Here is a 24,292-nt window from a genome sequence, read left to right as displayed (position 1 = left end):
GGAAATGGTGCACCCTCATAATCAAAGTCAGGTCTTTCTCTATCCATTCCACATTTGATATATCCAGTGAGTATAGTAGATAAAACAATCAGGATCATAAGGGTAATTCCAATCCTCCTGGTTTTTTTTATTAAAAGCATCAAAACGCCAAAACCTAGCATGTAGAATGAATCTCCACTTTCAGTGATAATCTGCATCGCAGTATCGAAAAGTGGATTTCCGACATGACCAGAAACATAAGAAATTATGGATTGATCAAATTCCTCGGTTATTTGAAAATGAACAAGCAATGATAAAATCACAAATCCTACTACAAGTAAAACAAATGATCGTGATCTAATATCAAATAGCCAATTTTGCAATCATGTAAACCTCAATTATGTTGGTTTTAATTTTTTTCAAGTAGATAAACATTGAAAACAATTTGTTGAATAAATATCAAAGGAAAGAAAAATGATCGGCTCAAAGAATTTAACCGAGATAATAATAGAAAAATCGTGAAAGTACTCACGCTAGATGACTTTGATCTAAAAGGCAAGACAGTTTTTTTGAGAGTGGACATGAATTGTCCCATAGATCCTGAAACAATGGAGATCTCAGGTACCAAACGAATTGAAGAGGCAATAGAGACAATAAAATCATTAGAAGATGCAAAGTTAGTTGTTGCTTCTCATCAAGGGAGAGTAGGAAATAAAGACTATACCGGGATGGACAAACATGCAAAAGTTCTTGAAAAATTTATTGGTAAAAAAATAAAATATGTAGAGGATACAATTGGTATTGCTGCACAAAATGAGATAAAAAATTTGAAGAGCGGTGAAATATTACTTTTAGATAATTTACGATTATGTGCCGAAGAAAATTATGAGTTTGCACCACCAGAAGCAGCTAACACCATTATGGTGAGAAGACTATCAAAATTATTTGATTTGTGTGTATTAGATTCATTTCCTAGTGCACATAGATCACATCCATCAATAGTTGGATTTCCACATGTGTTACCTGCATGTGCAGGACGAATTGTAGAAAGAGAGGTAAGAAATTTAGATGAAATAATGACAGTTGCAAAGGCACCACATGTAATTGTTCTTGGAGGTTCCAAAGTATCAGACAGACTAGAGGCAATCAAACTATTGATTCAAAATGGTCGTGCAGACCATGTTCTACTCACAGGTCTGATAGGAAATGTGTTCATGCGAGCACAGGGAAGAATAAGGTATCCACTTGGAATTTCAAGAGAAGACGAGGTGGTTACAAAAGCACATGCGTTAATCGGAGAATATCCAGATGTGTTTTCAACCCCTGTAGATATTGCAATAGACAAAGATGGAGATAGAGTGGAGATGGACGTAAGAGAGCTTGAGAGTGGAGATAAGATATACGATCTAGGACCTAAAACAGTAGATCATTATTCAAAACTAATTGCAGGTGCAGGAACTGTTTTCATAAGTGGTCCTGCTGGATTTTTTGAAAAAGAAAATTTCAGTTATGGAACAAAGGGTTTGCTAACATCAGTTGCAAACTCTATGGCTACAACAATTGTGAGTGGAGGTCACTTGACATCAGCATTAAAAAAATACGGATTAGCAGAGCAAATTGATCACATTAGCACTGCAGGTGGAGCACTCGTTCTTTATCTCACAGGTGAAAAGCTTCCAATGATTAAAGCCTTAGAGAATGCAGCAATAAAATACAGAACTAAATAGACGCTTTACAAGAAGGGTTTGGACAAATTTGTTTTTCAGATACTCCAAGATACACATCTAAATTACAAGCATTGCAATGACGTTTTTCAATAGGATCAAAAAGCTTTAGCCATATAGTTGTAAAATTTTGCGCGATGTTTCTTGCAAGACCAGAATCACAAATTTCTTTAAAATATGATTCGACGTCATCTACAATCCAAGATGGATCAAGGTCACCATTCTTTTTTATTTTCTCAAAAATTTCATCATTGGTAAATTTTTCATCAGCACCATTATGATCTTCAAAAATAATTTTTCTGATTTGAAGTTGGATAGGAGTTACAGGATTAAAATTGCCCATATTAGTACAGGTTTGCTGCCTCTTCTTTTAACTTATCTACATCTTGAGAATCAGTCATGTGTTTTCCAAGATATGAGTAAAGGGCAGATTTTAGTACTTTAAGAGAAAGTAGTGCACATTTAATTCGAACTGCTTGAAGATGTTCCAATCCCAATTCGCTTAGTACGTCATGTTTAGTGATATTTCGTACTTCATCAAGGTTTTTTCCTTTTGTAATTTCAGTCAATACTGAAGAACATGCCATACAAATTGCACACCCTCTTCCATGAAATTTGATATCAGTTACTTTGTTATGATCGATTTTCATATCAATGTCAATACTATCACCACATAACGGATTAGAATCATGGAATGTGACATCTGGATTTTCAATTTCACCAAAATTTATTGGGTTTCTCGAATAATCAATTATCATTTCATGATAAATATCGGCATTACCGCTCATAGTTTGAATATCCTCGCAACTTTATTTAATGAATTTATCAATGCATCGACTTCTTCTATCGTATTGTAGATGTAAAAACTTGCTCGAGATGTAGCTGCAACATTTAGTCGTTCCATTAGAACTTGAGCACAGTGATGTCCAGATCTTACTGCAATTCCTTCCTCATCAATTATTTGTGCCACATCATGTGGATGAACATCTGCAAAATTAAATGAGATCACACCACCACGTTTTGAGATATCTTTTGTGCCGTAAATTGTAAGACCTTTTACCTGAGATAGTTTTTCAATAGCATATTTTGTTAATTCAATTTCATGTTCTCGTACATTGTTCATTCCAAGTTTTGTAAGATAGTCAATTGCAGCCCCAAATCCAATAACGTCTGCAATATTTGGTGTACCAGCTTCGAATTTGTAAGGCAAATCATTCCAAGTTGTTTCGTATTTGTGTACTTCTCTAATCATATCACCACCTCCATGAAAGGGATTCATTGTTTCAAGTATGGATTTTCTTACCCATAGTATTCCAATTCCAGTGGGTCCAAGCATTTTGTGTCCAGAGAATGCAAAAAAGTCACACCCTAATGTTTCAAGATTGACAGGCATATGAGGTACTGCCTGTGCTCCATCAACTAGAGTCAATACGCCATGTTCTTTACATTTGGATATTATTTTTTTAGCATCAGTGATAGTACCAAGGACATTAGACATCAAACTAAAAGTTACAAGTTTTACCTTACCGGTGGCAAGATATTTGTCAAGATCATCTAAAATTAATTCGCCATTATCATCCATTCCAATGTATTCTAGCTTGGCACCTTTTTCCTGAGTCAATAGTTGCCAAGGTACAATGTTGCTGTGATGTTCATATTCAGTTGTAACTATAATGTCATCTTTTTTGATATGAGTTCTTCCCCATGCGTATGCAACCAGATTTATTGCCTCAGTCGTACCTCTAACAAAAATTATCTCTTCTCTATTTTTTACGTGAATAAAATTTGCGACTTTATCTCGTGTTGCTTCATAAAGTTCTGTTGCTTCTTCAGCTAAAGCATATACAGCCCTATGGATGTTGGCGTTGTGATTTCTGTAATAATCGTTTATTGCATCAATTACTTGATTTGGTTTCTGTGTTGTAGATGCATTATCAAGATACACAAGTGTCTTGTTATCTCTAACGGTTCTACGCAGAATTGGAAAATCTTTTCTCAAATTTTCAAAAGATGTCTGTATACTTTGCATTTCTAAACCTCGACGTAGATCTCATTTTGATCTATTTTAACATTGTATGTTTTTAGTGGTACTTCTGCAGGGAGATTTTGTGGTTTTCCATTTTGCAGATTAAAAACAGATAGATGTAAAGGACATCTCACACCCTCATCATTTAGAAATCCTGTAGAAAGATCAGCATCAGCATGAGTACATATCAAATCAGTTGCAAAAATTTTTCCTTTTTGATTTGCCAAGAGAATTTTTTTATCATCATGAGTGAACCCGAATAGCTGTCCAGTTTTTACTTGATCCAATTTACAAGCTTTAATCCATTGAGTCAAATTAATCACCGATACTTGTAGTGCTGTTCAATTTCAGAATCTTCATTGTAACGAGTTTCTTCAATTTCAACAAATTTTGCAAGCTCCTCATCAGTGTTAATTGTTAATTCACGTGAATCCCATTTAGATTCAATCAAGTAAGCAATCCATGCTCTAACTTGGTAAGACATTTTTCTAGATAATGGCTCCAAAAAGCCTTCAACAATTGTTCTTTCAGCTTCCTCTTTACTGAGACATCTAGTTTTTAGATAGAAAATTTGTTCTTCATCAATTTGTGCAACTGATGCAGAATGGGTTGCTTTAACATCATTAGTGAAAATCTCTAGTCCTGGAATTGCATCTGATTTTGCATCCTTATCAAGCAATATAGAACGACCTGACAAAAAGGAATTTGATTTTGTGGCTTTTTCTTTAATTCGAATCATTCCTTTGAAGAGTGATTTTGATTTATTTCTCAGAATTGATTTTTCTACAACTCTACCTTCTGTAGAGGGGCTTTCATGATTTACATTTGTTTGAATATCAAAAGACTGCTCATTGTTTCCAAATATTACTTCAGAGTCATTAGCTGAAGCACCAGTGCCATTTAGAAAATATTCGATTTTATATCTAGATAGCATAGAGCCAAACAAACCCGAATACCAGTTAATTTTTGCGTCTTGTCCCAGGTCAGTTCGTCTGGTAGAAAAATTAACAGTACTTTGATCCATCATTTGTAATGTTGTAACATCAAGTTGTGCGTTTGGAGCAACATTTGTGTTTAGTAATTCAAGATATGCTTGTTGTTTTTCTGCTTTTGATGAATATAGTTCTTGAACAATTGTTGCCTTGCTGCTCTCATCTGCAAATATAACATTTCTAGCAATAGTAGAAATACCATCATCGGACAAACAGGATACAATATGGATTGGTTTTTCCAATATTAGATTACGTGGAATGTGAATAAAAATTCCAGAATTAAATGCGGCGTTATTTAGTGCAGTAAATTTATCTTCTTTAGAGTTTGATGCTTCTAGTGCTTTTTTAATTAATTCAGGATTATTTTTTACAGCATCATTAATGGATGTAATTACCAATCCTTTAGACTTTTAGATCATCTGAAATGTTGATTTTGTGGATGTTACTTCCTATCAAAATTATACATGTTTGATTTTCTAGTTCATGTAATCTTTTTTGAAGTAATTTTGGTATTGTATTAGTAGTAGATGGTGCAAAAGAGACTTGTTGTGGATCCATCTTTTTTGCATCGGTGTATTTGTTGTATAATGGAGATGTTTCAATTGGCAAGGTCTCATAGATGGACAAAGAATTTTTTCGGTATTGCTTTAACCAATCAGGTTCATTTCGCAATGTTGAGATTTCTTCAACAATGCTAGAGTTAATTTTAGACAATGTTTGAGACATGATTAACCTAAATTGAAATTAGGGTTTTAACCCACTGAGTCATCCATTTCTAGTTTGATGAGTCTGTTTAATTCTACGGCGTATTCCATAGGCAATTCTTTTGTAAATGGCTCCATGAAACCATTAACAATTAGAGATAATGCTTCCTCTTCAGTGAAACCTCTAGTCATTAAATAGAAGATTTGTTCATCTCCAATTTTTCCCACAGTTGCCTCATGAGTAATTGTAGCGTCCTCTTGATTAATTTCCATGTAAGGATATGTATCAGTTTTTGATGTATCATCTAATAGTAATGCATCACATCTTACAGTTGCTTTTACATTAGTTGCACCTTTTGCGACATTGAGTAATCCTCTGTAAGTTGAACGTCCATCTAATCTGCTAACAGATTTTGATGTAATTTTTGATGTGGTGTTTGGTGCAAGATGAACCATTTTAGCACCAGTATCTTGGTGTTGACCTTTTCCGGCAAATGCAATAGACAGTGTTTCACCATATGCTCTTTCACCCAATAAATAAATTCCAGGGTATTTCATTGTGAGTTTACTTCCAATGTTGCCATCAATCCATTCTACGGTTGCACCTTCGTATGCATAAGCACGTTTTGTAACTAGATTGTATACATCACTACTCCAGTTTTGAATTGTAGTGTATCGTAATTTTGCATCTTTGTGTGCCACTAGTTCTACAACTGCAGAGTGCAGCGATTCAGATGAGTATACTGGAGCTGTGCATCCTTCAATGTAATGAACTTCAGAACCTTCATCAGCTATGATAAGTGTTCTTTCAAATTGTCCAATGTTTTCAGCATTAATTCTAAAGTATGCTTGTAATGGCATGTCAACTTTGACTCCTGGTGGAATGTAGATAAATGAACCACCACTCCAAACTGCACTGTTTAATGCGGCAAATTTATTGTCCTCTGGTGGAATTATTTTACCAAAGTATTTTTTGAAGATTTCAGGATATTGTTTTAGTGCAGAATCAGTATCCAAAAACAAGACACCTTGTTTTGCCAAGTCTTCTCTTAAACTATGATAGACAACTTCAGATTCATATTGAGCACCTACGCCTGCTAAGAATTTCTTTTCTGCTTCTGGAATTCCTAATTTATCAAAGGTAGCTTTGACTTCTGCTGGAACATCATCCCAGTTCTTTTCAGTTTTTTCAGTAGCTTTTGCATAATAGTAGATATTTTGAAAATCAATAACACTTAGATCTCCACCCCAAGTTGGCATTGGCTTTTTCATAAAAATTTCATAAGAACGTAATCTAAAATCAAGCATCCACTGGGGTTCATCTTTCATTTTGCTAATTGCAATAACAGTCTCTTTTGAGAGTCCTTTTTTGCTAAGATGAACATATAGATCAGTAGAGTCTTTAAAATCATATTTTGCATAATCCATGTTTAGATTTTCAGTAGCCATGCATACCATAACATCGTTATATTATAAATACATGAGGAAAAATAGGCACAGCTAAATAGCTTTAGCTAATATTTAGCGATAAAATTATAATTCACCATTCAAGTCAATTACTAGCTAACCACAAGACAATAAAACATACAATGATCTAATTTTATTTTTGATGTACTGATTATTCCGTGAGAGTAATTTCTATCAAATTCAAAGAGAAAGATTATCTTGATTTTCATAAAATAGCAAACGAGTCAGGACTAACTCCAGAAGAAAAAATACATAAAATCATAGAATATTATTTAATAATTGAGAGAAATAGAAAGAAATTTACGCAAAAAACCTTAGGCTAATGTTTGAATTTCAATACAATTAGAAAAATAATTTAGAATCTATCTTTTCTATTCCTGAGATCAGATTTTGGAGGGTTAAGAGACCAAAAGAACAATGCCATACAAACTGGAATCATAATTAGCAAAGCTGCAACTAGAGAAATTGTATAAAATGTCGGATCCAAGCCAGGAATGAATGGTCCCGGGAATACGGCATACAACCACAAAAGCCCTACAAAAATTAAAACAAGTTTATTTTTTTGAGTAATTTCTTCCATCCCAATTTTCTTTTCTGGATGTAACAGTCTTTGCAGCGAGTTCTATCATCTACCATACATGATGTACAACAGCTCTTATCACAGAAATAACAAATTCTATCTCCAAATGATGATCCACAAAAATCACATTTGTACACTATATTAGAAAGACATCTTTGAATTTATTTCTTTTTTAAAAATTAGGTGTAAATCTAATTAGAATTAGATTTCTTTAATCAATGACTTTATCTTGGCAATGTTTTCACTGTTCAACTCTATTTCTTTATGATCTGCTTTAACATGGGTTGCCACCTTATTCATCAAGTCTTCTTTTTCGGCAGTTGCAGACCATCCACAATTTTTGCCAGCATCTGCACAACTGATACTTTTTGTCATAATAAAATAGGGTTCAAGAAGTATTTATTTAATTCACCAGATGTTTCAGAGGATTCCTAAAGAAACTAGATTGAATCACAATTCAACCAAAATAGAAAGTAATTGCATCAGTAATCCAATAATGAAAAACCCAATGCCAAATGCAAATAAAAATCGTTTAAAGGATTTCTTTACTTCCTGCATTCTCAATTCTGGATTGATTTTTATTAAAAATTGAACTAATTGTGGGACAAGCATCAAAAAACCAATAATTTCTAAAATTAATCCAACTAGATCAAGGGATTGTGTATACATCAAAGATTCAAACATAATTAATCAGACTAAAAGAATTGAAACTTAAGGATTTGGATTTGTTCGACTGCATCAGAATTTAATTTACAGCCGAGATTCAAATGATTGAATCATTTCATTGTTGTTATAATTCAGACTTAAGGGTTTTGTAATATGTTAATCAATTTCAAAAGAGGGTTTTATTTTTCTAAAATTCATGAATATTCCAATATCATAAACAATTTTTAGCATTCCTCCAATTACAAAAGGTGCAGAAAGCCATAGAGATTGGATTATCGCACCAGTGATAGAAGGGCTGATGGACTGAGCAATGTTTCTTGAGGTGTTTGTAATTCCAGCAGCTGCAGTTCTTTCATTTTCCTCAACTACTGCAACAATATACGCTTGTCTTGTTGGAACATCCATTTGTGATAAACTCATTCGGGCTAAATACAATCCTAAAGCCATATGAAAAGTTGGTGCGATTGCAACTAGAATCAAAAGAATATTTGATGGAATGTGTGTAAATACCATAGTGTAAATCAGACCTATTCTATCCGCAATTTTTGCTGCAAAGAAAAAAGATATTGCAGTCAAGACGCCTGCAACTGAAAAAATTAAAGACAAAGTAGTGAGATCTACTCCAAACTTTGTAAAAAACCAAAAGGCAACAATACTTTGAATTACAAATCCTCCAGCAAACGAATCCAATGCAAATAATGATGACAGTTTGAGAATGATCTGTTTTGATTTTGGAGATAAATTAGTTGAAAATGTTTTAGAATCAAGAGATTTTTTAACTTCAATCTCTTTTGAAAAGAAAAAATAAATTACAACAACTGCAATTCCCGCTAGCAGATAAATTAAGAAAAGAGGTTTGAAAGAATCTATCGTAGAATAACCAAAATTCTCTTGGAGTATTTGAGGCAGTGATGCAAGTAATACACCTCCTGCCATTGCAAAAGTTCCTATCATGTTGTATAGTGCAAAAACACTGTTTGTTTTTTTTGATGCTCTTTACAGTTTGTGGTAAAATTGCTTGCTCTAAGGATAAAAATGCACCAGTTTCTGAACCCGTTACATTAATTGTTCCAATAAATGCAGCAATAATTAGCGCAAAATAATTTTCAGTAAGTAAAAACACACAACCTGAAACTGTCATCAATGAGGCATAAATTATCAAAACTTTTTTTCGTCCAATTCTGTCTGCAAAAAAGCTTGAAAATAAGTTAAAAATTATACTATTTACAAGAGTTGCAGATAAAATAAAACCAATAAAGAGTTCATCAAAACCAATTTGTTTTAGATAAATTGCCAGAATCATACTTAAAAATCCAAAAGAAAAAGTACGAATGATTCTGGCTGAAATTATTAATTTACCATCTTTTGTTAACCAATCTAAAATCAACTACTTAATCAAATACAATATCCAAATTAGTCTCTTGCTCTAAAACCCAAAACAAGTAATTTATTGTCACAGTTCTTGATGTTTTTATGGCATCGTTTTATCATGCATTATTTTTTCCAGCAATCATTAATGGGTTGTTTTTAGCTATTGTAACTAGGACAGGCATAGATGTATCACCATCTGGAATTGGATTGATGATTTTCGGTTTTTTACAACCATATGTTAATGAGCAGAACGTACTAATCTTTAGAGTTGTAGAATTTATCTTATTTTTCTTACCTTGGATTTCGCTGGCAATTGTTGTGATACGATTTGGAGTAAAAGGATTGATAGTATATGGAGTTATAATTTTGGTAAGTTATGGATTAATTCTATATCTATGGAAATAAGTTTAGATTAAAAATAAAAAACTTCTAAAAAATTATTGTGAAAGACTAAGATTACTGTCTTGCAGTTGCAGTTGCTTTTGGTGCTGCGTTTACTGGGTCAACTGAAACGGTTACAGTATCCATACTTGATCTACCGTTGTCATCAAAGACTTTGAGTTCAAAGACTAGAACTTTGACTTCACCATTCAAGACAGTTGGGGATGTAAATGATACAGTCTTGGAAGATGTAGATGATAATACTACTTTATCACCAGAGACTTGTGTCCACATGAATGAGAGTTTCTGACCTTCTGGATCATTGCTCTTTGAACCATCTAATGATACTTTGATTTTTTCATTTACAATTTGATCAGGACCTGCATCTGCCACAATTGGTAGATTCAATACATTGACCACATTAATCATCATACTATCTGATGATGATAACCTACCATCACTTCCAGTACATGTCATTGTGATTGATTCATTTTTAGTGGTATGTGGTAATGTTACAGTAGTACTTGCAGAGTTTGCATCAGTAATTACAGCAGTACTTGCTGTAGACCATTTGAAAGTAATTACATCGCCTTCATCTGGATCATTTCCTGTACAGACTAAGGCAACTACAGTATTCTCATCTGCAGTCATATCTGGACCTGCATTAACTCTTGGTGCACTGTTTTCTGGAACTACTAGTAAAATTAATTGATCAGTGTTACTTTGATTTACATCATCAGTAACGGTTAGTTGGAATACTAGACGTTTAGTTTCACCAGGAGCTAAAGTTGGTGCTTTAAATGAAAAGGATGGTTTTGTAGCATCAAATGTTACAGAGTCTCCTGCAATTTGTTTCCAAGAGTAGGTTAATGGACCATTCTCAGGATCAAAGCCAGAGCCGGTAACATCTACATTAGTACCTCCGATTACCTTTCTATCAGGACCAGCATTTGCTCTTGGAGGTAAGTTTGTAGTAGTTACAGTTACAGCAACATCATCTTTTGCAGAATTACCCTGTGAATCAGTTACAGTTAGTTCAAATGTTAATTTTTCAGGTGTGCCTCCAATCTTTGGACTAAAGAAATAGACAGAAGATGATGTTCTTTCATAAATTTCAACATTCTTTCCGGATATTTGTTTCCATGAATAATGTAAGTTAGTATCTTTTGGATGTGTGCCAGTTCCAACTAATTTGACTTGAACATTTTCAGAAACAGTTTGATCTGGACCAGCGTTAGCTGTTGGCATTCCATCAGCTGGAATTACTTTAACTAGTGCTAATGCATTTGCCCATCCATTTCCAGCAGAGTATCCTGTTACTTGGAATGACAATAACATTTCATTAGTACCAGAAAGACTAGGTGCTGTAAATGTTGTAGAAGCACCAGTGTATGAATTCAAAGATACTCCTGTTCCAATTAGTTGAACCCAAGAGTATGCAATTGGAGCACCGTTTGCAGTTTTACCAGTTGCACTAAGTTTTACTGTTTCACCTTCATGGACAGTTTGTAATGGACCTGTTTGAATTGAAATTAATCTATTATCAAGAAGACCTTGTAAAGGATAAACACTAACGCTGTCACTTGCAGTACCACCAAATCCATCATCAACAGTTAATTCAAAAGTTAATGGATTTGCTTGAGAGAAATCAATACCATTTGGAAGAATTTGGATATATTTTCCAGTTGTTGAAGATAATTTTATTTGTTGACCTGCTGTTTGTTTCCAGCTATAAGTTAAAGCATCACCATCAGGATCAAGTGCACTACTAACTAGAGTAACTACATTGATAGTTTTGAAAGTGACTTGATCTCGTCCTGCACTAACTATTGGTGCGTGATTAACAGGATTTACAACAACTTCGACAGTAGCAGAATCAGTTGCACCAACTGGGTCAGTTACAGTAAGTGTAAAAGTAAGAACTTTGATTTGACCATTGGCAACTTCAGGTGCCATAAAAGTTGGTTCAGCAACAGTATAAGAGGATAATTTTACAGGTTCACCATCATTTTGGACCCATTTGTAAGTTAGAATATCATTTGGATCATCATCAATTCCTTCACCGACTAAAGTCACTGGAAGATTCTCAGATACTTCAACAGAGCTTGTTTCAGCAAAAGAGTATGATATAGAACCAACTAAAAACATACTAAAAACTATTGAAAATATCAGGATATGCGAGTTCACTGAATAATTATAAAATATGGGATATATATTAACTATTCATATAACAAGTACTAAGTCATTAGATCGAAAAAATTTAAGAGTAGATCTGAAAGGTCTTGCGATCAGATTATCCCAAATGATCAATTTTCGTACAAAGACATGAAATCAAGATCATATATTCAAAAGCAAGAAAAGAGAAAATTATGATTCTGAAAAAATATTTTTGATTGTGTCAAAAGCTCCAGGGACTGTATGGACTTGAGAAATTGTATTTTTGATATTGAATTTTTTTAGTTCATCTGATGTAAAAGGCCCAATTGAAACTACGGATAGTTTTTCCAAATTTTTCAACAATGAATTTTCATCATAATCTTTTGACATTATTTCAAAAAATGCCCTAACAGATGAAGCACTGGTAAATACAATTCCATTAATTTTATTTTGAGAAAATAATTCTCTGAATTCATTCCATTGAGTGGTATCCCTAAATGCACATACATCATACAAATGAATCTCTTTGACATCAATTCCTATTTTCTCCAAGAGTTCTTTCAAAAAAGGTGTAGATGCTCCACTTCTAGGCACAATTACTTTTTTTCCTACAGCGTGTAATTTTGTAAATAGTTCCCCAACACCAACTGATGAAAAAATATTTGGCATATATGCAGGTCTAATTCCTTCTTTTTCCAGCGCAATTTTTGTTTTAGGACCTACTGCCATAACAATAGTATTTGCTACTGCTAGTTGTAACTGTTCAAACTTGGAGACTTTTTTTGCAGTGTCAAAGAGCAACGTAACAGCTTTAGAACTCATAAATACAGAATAGTCAGGCTTGTAATCTTTTACCGAATCTAAAAACTCATCGACTATTTTTTCTCCTTTACTTACTAGCTCGATTGTTGGTAATGATATCGGTCTTGCGTTATTTTTTGTCACCAAATCAATAAACTCAGTAGAATCGTCTTTTGAACGAGTAATTGCAATTATTTTTCCCTCAAGCATTTTTTCTCCATCCTATAATACTTGATAGATCTACAACTTTGCCTATTATGATATTTGTAGGAGGTTTAATTTTATTTGTCTTTACCAGTTTTGCTATATTAGATACAGTTCCAATCAGAATTTTTTGTTGTGGTGTTGTACCATTTTGAATTACTGCTACAGGTGTTTGTTTATCCAAACCTCCTGCAATAAGCTGTTTACAAATAACATCAATTCTTGAAAGACCCATCATGATTACAATTGTATCAACAGATTTTGCAAGACGTTTCCATTTGACTGATTCATTTTTCTTTTCAGGATCCTCATGTCCTGTAACAAATACAACCGATGATGCATACTTTCTATGAGTTAGTGGAATTCCAGCATAAGTAGCAGACCCAATTCCAGAAGTAATTCCAGGAACTATTTCATATTTTATTTTATTTTCTTTGAGATATTCTGCCTCTTCTCCACCTCTGCCAAAAATTATTGGATCACCACCCTTTAGTCGAACAACATTTTTTTTGGATTTTGCAAATTTTACCATTAATTCATTGGTGTTGTTTTGATGAGTTGTATCATCACCTACTGCTCTTCCAACGTATACTTTTTGAGCAGATTTTGAAATCATTGAAATGATTTTTTTGCTTACCAATCGATCGTACAATACAACATCTGCTTTTTGTAAGAGTTCAACTGCTCTCAAAGTGATTAATTTGCTATCACCAGGTCCTGCCCCAACTAAATACACGGTACCGCTCATTGTTTATTCCATTCCTCTACTTTTTTTCTCCAATTTATTGCAAGGTCATTTACGCCTTTCTTGTGAAGTTCCTCACCCACACTTTTACCAAGTAAGAAAGGATCATTTTTGTCCCCAGATTTCTCTACAAAGAGAGATTTTTTCCCATCGACTGAAAATGCAGATACACTCAAGGTCATTTGATTTCCATTGGATTTAGCATATGCTCCAATTGGAAAACGACACCCAGAATCTACAAAGTCGGAAAGTGAGCGTTCAGCCTCAATCTCTAATCGGGAGTCAGGGTCTTCAATTTTTTTCAGCATTAAAATGGTAGAAGGTTCATCTTTGCGTGATACTATAGCTAATGCACCTTGTCCTGGAGATGGAGAAAAATCTTGAATTGATAATGGAGTATATTGCACATCAATACCCAATCTTGAAATTCCAGCTTGTGCTAAAACTATACCATCAAAAATTTTGTCAGTTACTTTTTTGATTCTTGTTTCAATATTTCCACGTATTGGTCTAACTGTAATATCGGATCTTTTTCTAGTAATTTGAACAGCACGTCTCAAAGAGCTAGTACCGATTACAGCACCTGGTTTTATAGAATCAAGAGTGGTGCCATCTGATGAAATAAAAATATCGTTAACCATTTCTCTTTTTGGAATGGATGCCAAAGTCAAATTTTCAACTAGCTGGGATGGGACATCTTTAAGACTATGTACTGCAAAATCTACCTCCCCATCAGCTACTGCCCTATCAATCTCTTTTTCAAAAATTCCTTTTTGATCAATTGTAAATAATGGTCTTGCGTCGGTATCACCTTTTGTCTTAATTGATTTTATTTCAAAGTCTACGTCGGAGTTATTTTTTTTAGTTCAGAAATTACCAATTTAGTTTGTGCAAGAGATAATTGACTACCTCTTGCTCCAATCACATATTTCAATTCTTCACCGTCTTTAATGCAGTCTCATAAGCATTGACTGTATTTGATAAATCATCTTTCGTATGTGCATCAGATAGAAAAACAACCTCGAACTGAGATGGAGCGATAAAGATACCATTTTTCAATAACACATCAAACATTTTTTTGAATTTTTTGGAATCAGCATTTTTGGAAGAGATGTAATCAGTCACAGGTTTGTCTGTAAAAAATATTTGAAACATGGAAGATGTCGAATTTATTTGATGAGATATTTTCATATCACTTGCCAAGTCATCTATTGCACTAGTAAGAAATGCGTTATACTTTTCAAGTTTTGAATACAGTTGATTTTTTATTTTGTTTATTGTTTTAATCGATGCTATTGCTGCGCTAACAGATACAGGGTTTCCAGCGTAAGTGCTTGCCTGATAGACTTTACCTCCGGGAGAAAGCAGATTCATTATTTCTTTTTTACCAGCAACTGCTGCAATTACAAATCCACTTCCTAATGTTTTTGCCAAAGTTGTAATATCTGGTTTTATTCCAAAATATTGTTGTGCACCACCTGGAGATACCCTAAAACCTGTAACAACTTCATCAAAGATCAATGGAATGTTATTATCTTTGGTGATTTTTCTCACATCAGATAAAAAATTCTTTTGTGGTAAAATTAACCCCATGTTAGCAAGAATCGGCTCTATGATTACTCCAGCAACATCTTTGTTTTTGGATATTATTTTTTCAAGTTCTTCAGAGTTGTTATATGGAGCAACAAGGGTATTTTTTGAAACTTCATCTAGTCCACCATCAGATACAGAAATTCCATTATGTGCAGAACCTGAACCGGCTTTTACCAAAACAGAATCATGTGCACCATGATAACATCCTTCAAACTTTATGATCTTTTTCTTTTTTGTAAATCCACGGGCTAATCTTATAGCAGTCATAGTAGCCTCCCCACCAGTATTTACCAATCTAACTTTTTCAATAGATGGAAAATTGCCTATAATTAATTTTGATAGTTCTATTTCAGAATTTGTGGGAGTGCAAAACAAAGTTCCTTGTTTAAGTTGTTTTGATACAGATGTAAGAATTTCTTTTCTTCGATGTCCTAGCAGTAATGCACCATAACCATTACAAAAATCAATGTATTTTTTATTATCTTCATCCCAAATATGTGAACCGTCTGATTTTTTGGCAAAAAATGGATATGGCTCAAAAAATCTTACTGGACTATTCACTCCAGATGGAATCACTTTTTTAGCATCATGAAATAATTTATGAGATTTTGACAATGATCAACTATATTTTAGCTCATTATTATTCGTAATAATCTGCAAAATACTATTTTTGCAAAGCAAATTTTTTTCTGAATAAAAACGCAATAATCATAGTTCCTACAAACGGTGCAGTCCAATATAACCACAGATCATCTAGAGTTCCAGATAGCAATGCTGGAGCAAATGCCCTAGCAGGATTCATAGATGCTCCGGAAATAAAAGCTAGGAAAAATATATCCAATCCAACAATTCCACCTATAGCAATTCCACTAAATCCTTTAAGTCCTTTGGTGTAAACTACAGTAAAAATCACAGCCATTAGCAAAGCAGATGCTAATACTTCAATTGAAAAAATCAAAAATAATGGAAAATCGTAATTTGGGGCATTTGCTCCTAGATTTGCTGAAGTTCCAATAAAACTCTGAACAAACAAAGAACCAAGCAATGCGCCGATAATTTCTGCTGCAAAATAATACAATACTTGAATTTTTGAAATATGTCCTGTGATGAAATATCCAATTGTTACTGCAGGATTAAAATGTGCTAATGAGATTTTTCCAAAAGAATAGACTCCAATTATTAATGCAATAAATGGTGCCACTGCAGCAAACGCAATTCCTAATGTTCCACCTGTTTGAGTGTCATAAACAATAGAGCCAGTAGCAAATACCACTAGAATAAAAGTTCCAATTAATTCAACTATGAAAATTTGTAAGTTTGAATACCCCATAAGTTGATGTTTTAAGTGATTTTAATTAATATCAATACTTTGGTTTTAGATCAAAACGGTTTGTTAACTTCTCTGGTGAAAACATAGCTTGCTAAACCAACCATCACTAAAACAAATACACAGATAATTCCAATACTCAAAAATGCGGATATTCCACCTTCAGAAACCCCGGTCATCATCTCTCTAACCAACAAAACGGTGTAGGTTACAGGATTAAGTTTTGCAATAGTTGCAAGCCAGTCAGGCAATAACTCTAGTGGGAAAAGTGCAGGACTTAACATAAACAAAGGCATTCCAAGAAAATTAATCACCCCCCAAAAAGTTTCTTGAGATTTTGCAGTAGCGGCAACTATAACAGAAATTCCTGAAAAGCCCATAGAAAACAAAACCACTATTGCCATGATTGGTAAGATCATTATTGGATTTGGAAAAGATACTCCTATTGCCAAAGCAATTCCTACAATCAAACTTGCCTGTAATGCAGAAATTAATGAGATTGCACCCATTTTTCCTAGAGCAATTGAAGAGCGAGATACAGGAGACGTTAATGCCTTATTCATAAAGCCATATCGTCTATCCCATAAAGTGTTGACTCCTCCAAAAATGCTAGTAAAAATTGCAGTTAAAATGATCACACCAGGTGCCATAAATTCAATATATTTTCCTTCAAATCCAACTGATTGAATTAGGGGCTGAGTTCCAGAAAAGGTATTCCCAATTACTATGATCCAAATTGCAGGTTGTATTAATCGAATTAAAACTCCACTACGTGATTTTTTGTATCGTTTTAGTTCTCTCCAAAAAATCGTATAAGTATCATACATTAATGAATTCATGCACGCAGCCTCTTCATTTTTGCATGCTCTAGTTTTCTATTGAATCCAGTATCTGCATCTCTTATTTCTCTGCCAGTATATGAGATAAAGACATCATCAAGAGTAGGTTGAGTTAGCGAAATTGAAATAATTTTTACTTGAAGAATGGAAGATATATGAAATATTTTTGGAATTACTTCAGTGCCATTGGATGTGAATATTGTTAATTTGTTGTTATCTTGATTTATTTTTTTTATAAACTCAATTTGTTTAAGTTGAGATAAAAACTCGACAGAATTCCCATTTTCAAATACCAAAGATATTACTTCATTACCCATTGCATTTTTCATGTTTTGTGGTGAATCAATTATCTGAATCTTGCCGTGATCAATAATTCCAATCCGATCACAGAGTTGATCTGCTTCTTCCATATAATGAGTAGTTAGAAAGATAGTCATTTCAAATTCTTTGTGAATTTTTTTGATATACTCCCATATTTTACGACGGGTTTGAATATCAAGTCCAACTGTAGGTTCGTCTAAAAATAAAACCTTGGGATGATGCAATAATCCACCAGCAATATCTAATCGTTTTCTCATTCCACCAGAATACGTAACGACTGGATCATTTTGTTTATCAGATAATTCGATGAGTTCTAAGACTTCATCAATTCTTTTGTTGATTTGATTTTTTGGGATATGATTTAGTCGTGCTTGTAAAAGTAGATTTTCCCGTCCTGTGAGATATTCATCTACTGTAGATTCCTGTTGAACATAACCAATACTTTGACGTACTTGCTTTGGCTGAGTCATCACATCAAATCCAGAAACCAATGCTTTTCCAGTTGAAGGCTTGAGTAATGTTGTAAGAATCATTATAGTAGTACTCTTACCTGCACCATTTGGTCCAACAAATCCAAAGATCTCACCAGATTCAACTGCAAACGAGATATCATCTACTGCTTTAACAGTACCAAAAAGTTTTGAGAGAGATCTAGTCTCTACAGAATACAATACATTAGCCGACTTTATCAATTATAAATTGTTAAGCGTTTGAACTCATAAAAAATTTAAAGACCTTTGAAAACACCGAATTTATGAAAGGATTATGTCAGAAATGCCATTCATCAAATGTTGAAGTGACAGTTGAGAAGGGAATTCCAATTTGTCATAAATGTAATGACAAAAAATAACAAATACCAAAAAACAGAATATTATTTGAGATTTTTATATTCTTCTTTAGTTAACTTTAGAATGATTTTTTCGCCTACGCCCCAAATTTCTGATTTGTGGATAATTTTGGAATGAATAATTCCATCATGAACTTCAATAGATTCTAGTTCGTTAGTATCGGGATGTCGTACTAGTCGAGATATTTTCCCTATTTTATGACCATCAATGTCAACAACTGGCACATCTGTTCTGATAGGAGGTCTACTGAGTAAGAGAGTTTCATCTGTGAATTTGTCTATGTAGTCGGAAGACAAAAAATAATCTTTGTGAAATCCTTGATGTATTGTAACTCCTGAAACAGAAAGAGTTTTTTTGATTAATGTGAATGTGTTTTACTTTACCATAAGAAATTCCTTCTCTATCTATGACCTTTTTTCCAACAAAATTATCTGCGGTAGCCATATTTTCAGGCATGTCTTCTAGTTTTACTGACATGAACACTACTCTTCAGATTTGCTTATCATACCCAATATCAGAAAATTCTATCAATGAGGTTAAATTACTTGACTGAAAAACAGGTTCATGGGCATTGAAGAGGATCTGTTTCGTGCAATGCTAACCACTAAAGGCAGGAATACAGGAAAGTCACATTCGGTAATGTTGCGCGCTGTAAAATATAACGACAAAATTTATTTCTCAAGGCACAAGCCAGATGGAGACTGGTTCCAAAATGCCATAAAAAATCCAGATGTAATCATAGAATACAAAAATTCCACGTATAAAGGCAAAGCAAAAGTAGTTGAAGATGAAAATTTGGAGCGAAAAATTTCTCAGTTAAAATACCCAGGAGAAAAAAGAGCTGAAGAAAAAAGAGTTGCCTTAGAGATTACACTATATGAATAATAGTAGTAACCCCTCGTCTATCAAATTCAACATCATTGTCCATTTCACTAACAGTTACAGTAAATGATATCACATCACGTTGTTGTGCATTTTCTGCGTGTAGTTTAAGATCAATGTCCATCAAATCAAATTCTTGAGTAGGCAAGATGGTCTCATCTAGAAATGCTCCACATGTGGATTCAATCCTAAATCTATCATCTTTGAAATGAAAACCAAGTTTAGTCTTTCTTCCTTCTCTACCGCTAGACTTTACATTCACGTTAATCATACCCGCTTTTGCATTAGTGTAACTTGATTTACCATTTACAAACACCCCAATTGCAAATGGTTTACCTGCAGTTGATTCTGCCATCTTTTGAATTCCATCATTCATAACTACATCAACTGCTTTTATCGTCTGAGCAACTTTTGCAATCCACTCGTTTGTTCTTTCTATAGTTGCTCTAATACCAGTACGTCTCCTTTTGTCTTCTTCTTCTGGTAGTTTGTAGTAATCTACCCATGCTTCATAATCATGAGAAATATCTTTGATAAAATCAATGCATGTTATTTTATAGTCATTAACGTTATCTGTTCTTTCAGATTCGTCATCTGTTCTGAGACCATCATAACCCATCGGTAGTGCCAATAATGACAATTATTTTTACATCTAAAAAAACTAATCTTGCCACCAGATTAATGATTATAATAGGAATTAACATCAGAAACATTATGACATTCTCTGAGATAGTTTTAGATCTTCAACAAGAATTGAAAACAAATCTACCTCAAATTCGTTTTATGTTAAAGAAGAATCCTGCAATGGCATATACCAGAATCGTTGAAATTGGAAAACAGGTCGGTAAAAAATACAACATAAAGTTAATTGTGAATTTTCCAAAGGAAGGACGAATAGATGAATTTGACATGTACGGTAAACGAGATCTTAGCTTAATCATAGATTATGAAAAAACAAGATTTCCGATTAATAGAGAGATAATCAAAGAAAAAGCAAGAGAGGTTTTGGGCGACATTAAAGTTGAAGATGCATACATGTATGAAAATAAAGAAGGGGTCAGGGTGTTTACAGATAATTGGAAGATAGACATTCTACCTCATTCAGTACACATTTGGACTGAATTTAATGAAAAAGTAACAGAATTTTGTAATTGGTTATTGGAAAACGCATATGAGATTAAAAAATATCCAAATAAATAAAAATCAAAGTGACTCTAATTTTTCAAGTAGGCCATGTGCCTCGTAATTTTTAGGTTCTAGTTTTATGATTTTTTTACAACAGTCTATTGCCTCGTCTTTTTGCTGTAATGAAAGATGTGCGTTTGTTTTTAGAGTCAAAGTCTCCACATCGTTGGGATTTAGATTCAAAGATTTTTCAAAATATTCTATGGCTTTTTTTGATTCTTCCAAAATAAAATAAATGCTACCCATCATAAACATATAATCAGCATCATTAGAAAATTTTTCTTGTAAACTTTTTCCAAATTCAAGTGCTTCAGTATAATCTCCATCTTTAACTAATTTTTTGAGTTGTCGTTTTGGATAACTAAAGAGTCCTGTCATGATATTATCTAATTTGGAATTAAAATCTAATAATTTGAATGTAATAAAAGAAATATCTTTTAATCAAGCCAAGAAGCAGGTCCAGAGCTTCCTGGATTAGAATTTTGTACTTTTGGAATCTTGATTATCCCTTCTTTGATTAAAAATTGAATTCCTTGAACAAAGGAGTTATCATCAATTGAACCATCGGCCCACCAACCAGCGTTGTTTTTAACCCATGATGGAATTTGATTTGAACCAGAAGGCGTACCTTGTACTGTGCTTGGAATTTTCATTATCCCTTCTTTGATTAAGAATTGAATTCCTTGAACAAAGGAGTTATCATCAATTGAACCGGCTTTCCACCAACCAGCGTTGTTTTTAATCCATGATGGAATTTGTTGGTTTGTTGTAGTATCAGATTTAGATGAAATAGGAATATCAAAAACTAGGTAATCAGGAGCAGATGAAGGAACAATTCCTTTTGGAGATAATCCATATACATAGACAACATAATGTGCAATCCCAGGAGGCTGTTTAACTATGATATCAAGTGTCGATAGTCCAGATGGAGAATATAGAAAATTATACCCTTGATCTTTTGCAATAGAACGTAGTGGTGGAAGTGTGAATTTATCATCAACAACTAAAAGATCATACTGGACTTCATTCAAAAATTCAGTGTCATGGTATTTACTTAGAAAGTTAAATTGCCATTTCATTGGACAGCCTTGTACAGGATATTCAGGACTGTAGTAAGCATGTATTTGATATGAAAAATCTTTGGTAGGTTTTTTTATTGAAGTGGAAAGAGACTCAGTACTTGGACAATTTTTAAATTCAGGATTTTCAGTGTCAGAGAGAATTTTTGTAAATGGGCTTGTTTGAACGTTTTCTCTATACTCTAGTAATTCAAACTTGTATTCTGTTGGTGGAATTCCAGACGAAACATGAGTGTATGTTTTGGCTTTTATTGGAAATGGAAAATCAGGTACTACCCAAACACTACTTCTAGCACCGCCAGTTTTCCATGATATCATCACAGTATCAAATGTACCAGCTTTAACTGTTATTTTTTCAAGTGATGTTGGAACAACTTGTTCGCCTCCAATATTTCCAATTTTTCCCCAGGACTTTGCAGAGAATTTCTTTGGTCCTTTATCACCACTTTCTTCATATCCATTTGCAAAAGCAGATAACCAAACAATAGAAGATTTGAAAGCACCTCTATAAACAGATAAATCATTACTACCACCAGATGGCTCTGGTGCAAGTTTTCCTAAATCCATTTCACCCTTAATCAATTTGTTACCATCATAAACAACAACTTCAGTTTGCCATTTATCCTCAGTTCCTAATTTTATATCACCTTTAATCCAAATATCCATTTCAAATTCAGTACATTCTTTGTAATCTACATGACACATTGAATATCTGAAAAAATCACCTTGTTTGAGTCCTTTTCCAGCATACCAAGATGGATCACCTGGGAGTTCCACACCACCGGCCTGAAATTGGGCAGATGCATAAGGTAATGGAACAGTTCCAAAAATCAAAATAGCAATTACAGGTAAAGCCAAAAATGATATCTTCAAATCAAAAAAAAATATGCGTTTCGTATAGTTAAATGTTATTCAAATAAGCAAATATAGAGGAAAAATCAAGAATTTTCATAATGTGTGAGTGCTCAAAAGTTCACTTGTACGAAGTAGAGTTCAAGCTTGATGGAATGACAGTAGTTCCAACTCACAAAAATTGTGGATTTGCTTTAGATGAAAAACAGTCCGACAAGTTCCAAAAAGAATTAGTAAAATCATGGGGCTTTGAGGAAGAAGAATAATTAAAAAGAAAAAATAAAATTAAAACAACTATCTAGAGTTGTTTGACTGCTTCTTTACAAACGTCAGTTTTACATTTGCAATCTGCGCTGCATATACAATGACCTTGCATATCACAATCACATGAATAAGTTGGATCGCCGCTGTCTGCTTCGCATCCACATGCTTGATCTGTCATAGATACGCATTGACATTACTTATTTTAAAATGTTAGTACAAGGATGTAGAAAACTACGCACTAGAAAGTAAGGTCAGTATGGTTGAACATGATTTTTGAATCAGTTTTGTATGGTTTTCAAGTAAATTAGAGTCAGCCTCTATATCAAAAGCCACTTTTAGGATATGAATAAGATCCGATTGACGGTCAATGGTATCTTTAATTCTTACAAAGTTATCCCTGTTTACATACCCCAAGTAAAAATAGCAGTCAGATAGCATGGAGTTTTTTACAAGTAATTCATGTTTGTTTTGAATAATTTTTGAGTGGTTATTTTTCTCTACAAAGTCAGAAAAACCTATTGTAGATTTTAGAATTCTATCCAGTAAAAAAGGAGTTGCTCTCTCAATCCCTACGGTATGAGTTACTGTAGAAATGTGTTCATTGATTTGATTTTTTTTAAATTTTCGCATTACGTCTAACATATGAGTTGGATTTGGTCTGTACGTATTCAATAAACAAATAGCATCTGCTAAAAAATAAGATGCACATATCTGCCAACAGGATGAAAAAACGTTAGAAGTGATTATTCCGTCTTTGGTTTTTTCACAACAAAAAAGAGAATTAAATAGGCAATTTTTTGCATAGTCTTTGTAAAGGGTTAAACGTTTTTCTTTAATTTTAGATAATAGCATTCTAAGTTCCCAAGATTCATCATGAATTATCTGCATTCCATCATATTTTACAAGAATATCAGATTTAGTTTCATTAATTGAACCATGGTGAATTTTTACAAATGCATCATCATAAAAAATTATTTTCTCTGAATCATGTTTATCATCAAATATAGTAATATCATAATCACAAGAATCAGAAAAAAGAGTTTGTAGTTCTACATCCTCCAAATCCAACAGGAAAGTCTGTCAATGATTGATCTTGAATTAATTTTTTTAAATCCATAAAATTAATGAATCTAAATTTTGTATAAAGCAATAAACTCACTAATTTTTACCAATGGATTCATTGTCAAAACATTTCCTTTAAATTGAGATTGAGATTGTTTTCGAACAAGCTCCTGTGGTGTAGTCCGGCTAAGCATACTGCCCTCTCAAGGCAGTGATCTCGGGTTCAAATCCCGACGGGAGCAT

Annotated in this window: 32 protein-coding genes, 1 tRNA gene and 2 pseudogenes; 7 read left to right on the top strand and 28 right to left on the bottom strand. The window is 33.5% G+C overall.

Annotation, left to right across the window (positions count from 1 at the left end):
- A pseudogene (locus BG20_RS08365) lies at positions 1-362 on the bottom strand (phosphatase PAP2 family protein); the annotation flags it as partial.
- Positions 363-497: 135 nt separating this feature from the next.
- Here BG20_RS08365 and BG20_RS08360 point away from each other — a divergent pair.
- Positions 498-1,706 carry a phosphoglycerate kinase gene (locus BG20_RS08360; protein WP_010193635.1) on the top strand — a complete coding sequence of 403 codons (1,209 nt, stop codon included), beginning with the start codon at positions 498-500 and terminating at the stop codon, positions 1,704-1,706.
- Here BG20_RS08360 and BG20_RS08355 read toward each other — a convergent pair.
- From BG20_RS08355 to sufB, 7 genes are read right to left on the bottom strand one after another with little or no spacing between them, the layout of a single operon-like run.
- On the bottom strand, positions 1,699-2,046 hold the full coding sequence (locus tag BG20_RS08355) for a hypothetical protein (protein WP_010193634.1): 348 nt from the start codon (positions 2,044-2,046) through the stop codon (positions 1,699-1,701). The two genes, BG20_RS08360 and BG20_RS08355, sit on opposite strands and share 8 nt — an antisense overlap.
- Before the next feature lies 1 nt (position 2,047).
- On the bottom strand, positions 2,048-2,491 hold the full coding sequence (locus tag BG20_RS08350) for an iron-sulfur cluster assembly scaffold protein (RefSeq protein ID WP_010193632.1): 444 nt from the start codon (positions 2,489-2,491) through the stop codon (positions 2,048-2,050).
- Complete coding sequence (locus BG20_RS08345) at positions 2,488-3,732, bottom strand: cysteine desulfurase (RefSeq protein ID WP_007401191.1); 1,245 nt, start codon at positions 3,730-3,732, stop codon at positions 2,488-2,490. The genes BG20_RS08350 and BG20_RS08345 overlap by 4 nt, the downstream gene beginning before the upstream one ends.
- A gap of 2 nt (positions 3,733-3,734) precedes the next feature.
- On the bottom strand, positions 3,735-4,043 hold the full coding sequence (locus tag BG20_RS08340) for a Rieske 2Fe-2S domain-containing protein (RefSeq protein WP_048097178.1): 309 nt from the start codon (positions 4,041-4,043) through the stop codon (positions 3,735-3,737).
- Positions 4,044-4,048: 5 nt separating this feature from the next.
- Positions 4,049-5,119, bottom strand: a complete 1,071-nt coding sequence (gene sufD / locus BG20_RS08335) for a Fe-S cluster assembly protein SufD (protein WP_238527575.1) — start codon at positions 5,117-5,119, stop codon at positions 4,049-4,051.
- Between the two features lie 4 nt (positions 5,120-5,123).
- Positions 5,124-5,447, bottom strand: coding sequence for a hypothetical protein (locus BG20_RS13390; protein ID WP_238527574.1), 324 nt, complete (start codon positions 5,445-5,447; stop codon positions 5,124-5,126).
- Between the two features lie 26 nt (positions 5,448-5,473).
- Positions 5,474-6,874, bottom strand: a complete 1,401-nt coding sequence (gene sufB / locus BG20_RS08330) for a Fe-S cluster assembly protein SufB (RefSeq protein WP_010193630.1) — start codon at positions 6,872-6,874, stop codon at positions 5,474-5,476.
- A 176-nt stretch (positions 6,875-7,050) separates the two neighbouring features.
- Between sufB and BG20_RS12445 the strand changes: the two genes are divergently transcribed.
- A complete protein-coding gene (locus tag BG20_RS12445) occupies positions 7,051-7,215 on the top strand; it encodes a hypothetical protein (protein WP_157999288.1) in 165 nt (54 codons plus the stop codon).
- 32 nt (positions 7,216-7,247) lie between these two features.
- Here BG20_RS12445 and BG20_RS08325 read toward each other — a convergent pair whose 3' ends face one another.
- From BG20_RS08325 to BG20_RS13385, 5 genes and pseudogenes are all read right to left on the bottom strand, one after another.
- Positions 7,248-7,472 carry a hypothetical protein gene (locus BG20_RS08325; RefSeq protein WP_010193626.1) on the bottom strand — a complete coding sequence of 75 codons (225 nt, stop codon included), beginning with the start codon at positions 7,470-7,472 and terminating at the stop codon, positions 7,248-7,250.
- A gap of 201 nt (positions 7,473-7,673) precedes the next feature.
- Positions 7,674-7,847, bottom strand: coding sequence for a DUF1059 domain-containing protein (locus BG20_RS11965; RefSeq protein WP_010193625.1), 174 nt, complete (start codon positions 7,845-7,847; stop codon positions 7,674-7,676).
- A 75-nt stretch (positions 7,848-7,922) separates the two neighbouring features.
- A complete protein-coding gene (locus BG20_RS08320) occupies positions 7,923-8,141 on the bottom strand; it encodes a hypothetical protein (protein ID WP_238527577.1) in 219 nt (72 codons plus the stop codon).
- 153 nt (positions 8,142-8,294) lie between these two features.
- The gene (locus BG20_RS11960; protein WP_010193620.1) at positions 8,295-9,092 is read right to left on the bottom strand and encodes an MFS transporter; all 798 of its coding nucleotides are present in this window, start codon (positions 9,090-9,092) and stop codon (positions 8,295-8,297) included.
- A gap of 169 nt (positions 9,093-9,261) precedes the next feature.
- Positions 9,262-9,441, bottom strand: a pseudogene (locus tag BG20_RS13385) (MFS transporter); the annotation flags it as partial.
- A 170-nt stretch (positions 9,442-9,611) separates the two neighbouring features.
- Here BG20_RS13385 and BG20_RS08310 point away from each other — a divergent pair.
- Positions 9,612-9,914, top strand: coding sequence for a hypothetical protein (locus BG20_RS08310; protein ID WP_010193618.1), 303 nt, complete (start codon positions 9,612-9,614; stop codon positions 9,912-9,914).
- Between the two features lie 51 nt (positions 9,915-9,965).
- On the opposite strand, the gene BG20_RS08305 is transcribed toward BG20_RS08310, so the two are convergent.
- From BG20_RS08305 to BG20_RS13375, 10 genes are all read right to left on the bottom strand, one after another.
- On the bottom strand, positions 9,966-12,038 hold the full coding sequence (locus BG20_RS08305) for a PKD domain-containing protein (RefSeq protein ID WP_010193615.1): 2,073 nt from the start codon (positions 12,036-12,038) through the stop codon (positions 9,966-9,968).
- Between the two features lie 219 nt (positions 12,039-12,257).
- Complete coding sequence (locus BG20_RS08300; protein WP_010193614.1) at positions 12,258-13,058, bottom strand: uroporphyrinogen-III synthase; 801 nt, start codon at positions 13,056-13,058, stop codon at positions 12,258-12,260.
- Positions 13,051-13,800, bottom strand: a complete 750-nt coding sequence (gene cobA / locus BG20_RS08295; RefSeq protein ID WP_010193611.1) for a uroporphyrinogen-III C-methyltransferase — start codon at positions 13,798-13,800, stop codon at positions 13,051-13,053. The genes BG20_RS08300 and cobA overlap by 8 nt, the downstream gene beginning before the upstream one ends.
- Positions 13,797-14,621 carry a hydroxymethylbilane synthase gene (hemC, locus tag BG20_RS08290; protein WP_238527576.1) on the bottom strand — a complete coding sequence of 275 codons (825 nt, stop codon included), beginning with the start codon at positions 14,619-14,621 and terminating at the stop codon, positions 13,797-13,799. Before hemC ends, cobA begins: the two co-directional genes overlap by 4 nt.
- Positions 14,622-14,727: 106 nt before the next feature.
- Positions 14,728-16,005, bottom strand: a complete 1,278-nt coding sequence (gene hemL / locus BG20_RS08285) for a glutamate-1-semialdehyde 2,1-aminomutase (RefSeq protein WP_010193602.1) — start codon at positions 16,003-16,005, stop codon at positions 14,728-14,730.
- A 49-nt stretch (positions 16,006-16,054) separates the two neighbouring features.
- Positions 16,055-16,720 carry an MIP/aquaporin family protein gene (locus BG20_RS08280; RefSeq protein ID WP_010193600.1) on the bottom strand — a complete coding sequence of 222 codons (666 nt, stop codon included), beginning with the start codon at positions 16,718-16,720 and terminating at the stop codon, positions 16,055-16,057.
- Positions 16,721-16,770: 50 nt separating this feature from the next.
- Positions 16,771-17,556: an ABC transporter permease gene (locus tag BG20_RS08275; protein WP_010193597.1), complete on the bottom strand. Its 786-nt coding sequence runs from the start codon at positions 17,554-17,556 to the stop codon at positions 16,771-16,773.
- Positions 17,553-18,548: a daunorubicin resistance protein DrrA family ABC transporter ATP-binding protein gene (locus BG20_RS08270; protein WP_010193595.1), complete on the bottom strand. Its 996-nt coding sequence runs from the start codon at positions 18,546-18,548 to the stop codon at positions 17,553-17,555. Before BG20_RS08270 ends, BG20_RS08275 begins: the two co-directional genes overlap by 4 nt.
- A 200-nt stretch (positions 18,549-18,748) precedes the next feature.
- Positions 18,749-19,021, bottom strand: coding sequence for a hypothetical protein (locus BG20_RS13380; protein ID WP_238527572.1), 273 nt, complete (start codon positions 19,019-19,021; stop codon positions 18,749-18,751).
- On the bottom strand, positions 18,987-19,202 hold the full coding sequence (locus BG20_RS13375; RefSeq protein ID WP_238527571.1) for a PRC-barrel domain-containing protein: 216 nt from the start codon (positions 19,200-19,202) through the stop codon (positions 18,987-18,989). Before BG20_RS13375 ends, BG20_RS13380 begins: the two co-directional genes overlap by 35 nt.
- Positions 19,203-19,289: 87 nt before the next feature.
- On the opposite strand from BG20_RS13375, the gene BG20_RS08260 reads away from it, so the two are divergent.
- Positions 19,290-19,610, top strand: coding sequence for a nitroreductase/quinone reductase family protein (locus tag BG20_RS08260; RefSeq protein WP_010193593.1), 321 nt, complete (start codon positions 19,290-19,292; stop codon positions 19,608-19,610).
- Here the strand turns inward: BG20_RS08260 and BG20_RS08255 are convergent.
- A complete protein-coding gene (locus tag BG20_RS08255; RefSeq protein WP_010193588.1) occupies positions 19,594-20,238 on the bottom strand; it encodes a hypothetical protein in 645 nt (214 codons plus the stop codon). The two genes, BG20_RS08260 and BG20_RS08255, sit on opposite strands and share 17 nt — an antisense overlap.
- Before the next feature lie 83 nt (positions 20,239-20,321).
- Here BG20_RS08255 and BG20_RS08250 point away from each other — a divergent pair, with 83 nt between their 5' ends.
- Positions 20,322-20,807 carry a hypothetical protein gene (locus BG20_RS08250; protein ID WP_048097177.1) on the top strand — a complete coding sequence of 162 codons (486 nt, stop codon included), beginning with the start codon at positions 20,322-20,324 and terminating at the stop codon, positions 20,805-20,807.
- 3 nt (positions 20,808-20,810) lie between these two features.
- Here the strand turns inward: BG20_RS08250 and BG20_RS08245 are convergent, their stop codons facing one another.
- Together BG20_RS08245 and BG20_RS08240 are read right to left on the bottom strand one after the other, a co-directional pair.
- A complete protein-coding gene (locus BG20_RS08245) occupies positions 20,811-21,170 on the bottom strand; it encodes a tetratricopeptide repeat protein (protein WP_007401170.1) in 360 nt (119 codons plus the stop codon).
- A 59-nt stretch (positions 21,171-21,229) separates the two neighbouring features.
- Positions 21,230-22,744 (bottom strand): SRPBCC family protein, encoded by a 1,515-nt coding sequence (locus BG20_RS08240; RefSeq protein WP_048097176.1) that lies wholly within the window; start codon positions 22,742-22,744, stop codon positions 21,230-21,232.
- Positions 22,745-22,824: 80 nt separating this feature from the next.
- On the opposite strand from BG20_RS08240, the gene BG20_RS12760 reads away from it, so the two are divergent.
- Complete coding sequence (locus BG20_RS12760; protein ID WP_007401168.1) at positions 22,825-22,989, top strand: hypothetical protein; 165 nt, start codon at positions 22,825-22,827, stop codon at positions 22,987-22,989.
- Positions 22,990-23,021: 32 nt separating this feature from the next.
- Here the strand turns inward: BG20_RS12760 and BG20_RS12755 are convergent, their stop codons facing one another.
- Both BG20_RS12755 and BG20_RS08235 read right to left on the bottom strand, forming a co-directional pair.
- Positions 23,022-23,165, bottom strand: a complete 144-nt coding sequence (locus BG20_RS12755) for a hypothetical protein (RefSeq protein ID WP_007549872.1) — start codon at positions 23,163-23,165, stop codon at positions 23,022-23,024.
- Positions 23,166-23,218: 53 nt separating this feature from the next.
- Positions 23,219-24,055 (bottom strand): hypothetical protein, encoded by an 837-nt coding sequence (locus tag BG20_RS08235; protein WP_010193577.1) that lies wholly within the window; start codon positions 24,053-24,055, stop codon positions 23,219-23,221.
- Positions 24,056-24,215: 160 nt separating this feature from the next.
- Between BG20_RS08235 and BG20_RS08230 the strand changes: the two genes are divergently transcribed.
- Positions 24,216-24,291, top strand: a tRNA-Glu gene (locus BG20_RS08230).
- Position 24,292: the final 1 nt, after the last annotated feature.

This window comes from Candidatus Nitrosarchaeum limnium BG20 (assembly GCF_000241145.1).
Taxonomy (GTDB): domain Archaea; phylum Thermoproteota; class Nitrososphaeria; order Nitrososphaerales; family Nitrosopumilaceae; genus Nitrosarchaeum; species Nitrosarchaeum limnae.
This window is presented reverse-complemented; position numbering and strand designations above follow the sequence as displayed.

Excerpts from the sequence above, each read along its gene's own strand:
- BG20_RS08320 (WP_238527577.1), bottom strand. The coding sequence starts at position 8,141 with ATGTATACACAATCCCTTGATCTAGTTGGATTAATTTTAGAAATTATT.
- BG20_RS08305 (WP_010193615.1), bottom strand. The coding sequence starts at position 12,038 with ATGTTTTTAGTTGGTTCTATATCATACTCTTTTGCTGAAACAAGCTCT.
- BG20_RS12755 (WP_007549872.1), bottom strand. The coding sequence starts at position 23,165 with ATGACAGATCAAGCATGTGGATGCGAAGCAGACAGCGGCGATCCAACT.
- BG20_RS08260 (WP_010193593.1), top strand. The coding sequence starts at position 19,290 with ATGGGCATTGAAGAGGATCTGTTTCGTGCAATGCTAACCACTAAAGGC.
- BG20_RS08350 (WP_010193632.1), bottom strand. The coding sequence starts at position 2,491 with ATGAGCGGTAATGCCGATATTTATCATGAAATGATAATTGATTATTCG.
- BG20_RS08275 (WP_010193597.1), bottom strand. The coding sequence starts at position 17,556 with ATGAATTCATTAATGTATGATACTTATACGATTTTTTGGAGAGAACTA.
- BG20_RS08355 (WP_010193634.1), bottom strand. The coding sequence starts at position 2,046 with ATGGGCAATTTTAATCCTGTAACTCCTATCCAACTTCAAATCAGAAAA.
- BG20_RS08280 (WP_010193600.1), bottom strand. The coding sequence starts at position 16,720 with ATGGGGTATTCAAACTTACAAATTTTCATAGTTGAATTAATTGGAACT.
- sufB (WP_010193630.1), bottom strand. The coding sequence starts at position 6,874 with ATGGCTACTGAAAATCTAAACATGGATTATGCAAAATATGATTTTAAA.
- BG20_RS08300 (WP_010193614.1), bottom strand. The coding sequence starts at position 13,058 with ATGCTTGAGGGAAAAATAATTGCAATTACTCGTTCAAAAGACGATTCT.
- cobA (WP_010193611.1), bottom strand. The coding sequence starts at position 13,800 with ATGAGCGGTACCGTGTATTTAGTTGGGGCAGGACCTGGTGATAGCAAA.
- BG20_RS08245 (WP_007401170.1), bottom strand. The coding sequence starts at position 21,170 with ATGACAGGACTCTTTAGTTATCCAAAACGACAACTCAAAAAATTAGTT.
- BG20_RS11960 (WP_010193620.1), bottom strand. The coding sequence starts at position 9,092 with ATGATAGGAACTTTTGCAATGGCAGGAGGTGTATTACTTGCATCACTG.
- BG20_RS08250 (WP_048097177.1), top strand. The coding sequence starts at position 20,322 with ATGACATTCTCTGAGATAGTTTTAGATCTTCAACAAGAATTGAAAACA.
- BG20_RS11965 (WP_010193625.1), bottom strand. The coding sequence starts at position 7,847 with ATGACAAAAAGTATCAGTTGTGCAGATGCTGGCAAAAATTGTGGATGG.
- BG20_RS08325 (WP_010193626.1), bottom strand. The coding sequence starts at position 7,472 with ATGGAAGAAATTACTCAAAAAAATAAACTTGTTTTAATTTTTGTAGGG.
- BG20_RS12760 (WP_007401168.1), top strand. The coding sequence starts at position 22,825 with ATGTGTGAGTGCTCAAAAGTTCACTTGTACGAAGTAGAGTTCAAGCTT.
- BG20_RS08345 (WP_007401191.1), bottom strand. The coding sequence starts at position 3,732 with ATGCAAAGTATACAGACATCTTTTGAAAATTTGAGAAAAGATTTTCCA.
- BG20_RS08310 (WP_010193618.1), top strand. The coding sequence starts at position 9,612 with ATGGCATCGTTTTATCATGCATTATTTTTTCCAGCAATCATTAATGGG.
- BG20_RS13390 (WP_238527574.1), bottom strand. The coding sequence starts at position 5,447 with ATGTCTCAAACATTGTCTAAAATTAACTCTAGCATTGTTGAAGAAATC.
- BG20_RS13375 (WP_238527571.1), bottom strand. The coding sequence starts at position 19,202 with ATGTCAGTAAAACTAGAAGACATGCCTGAAAATATGGCTACCGCAGAT.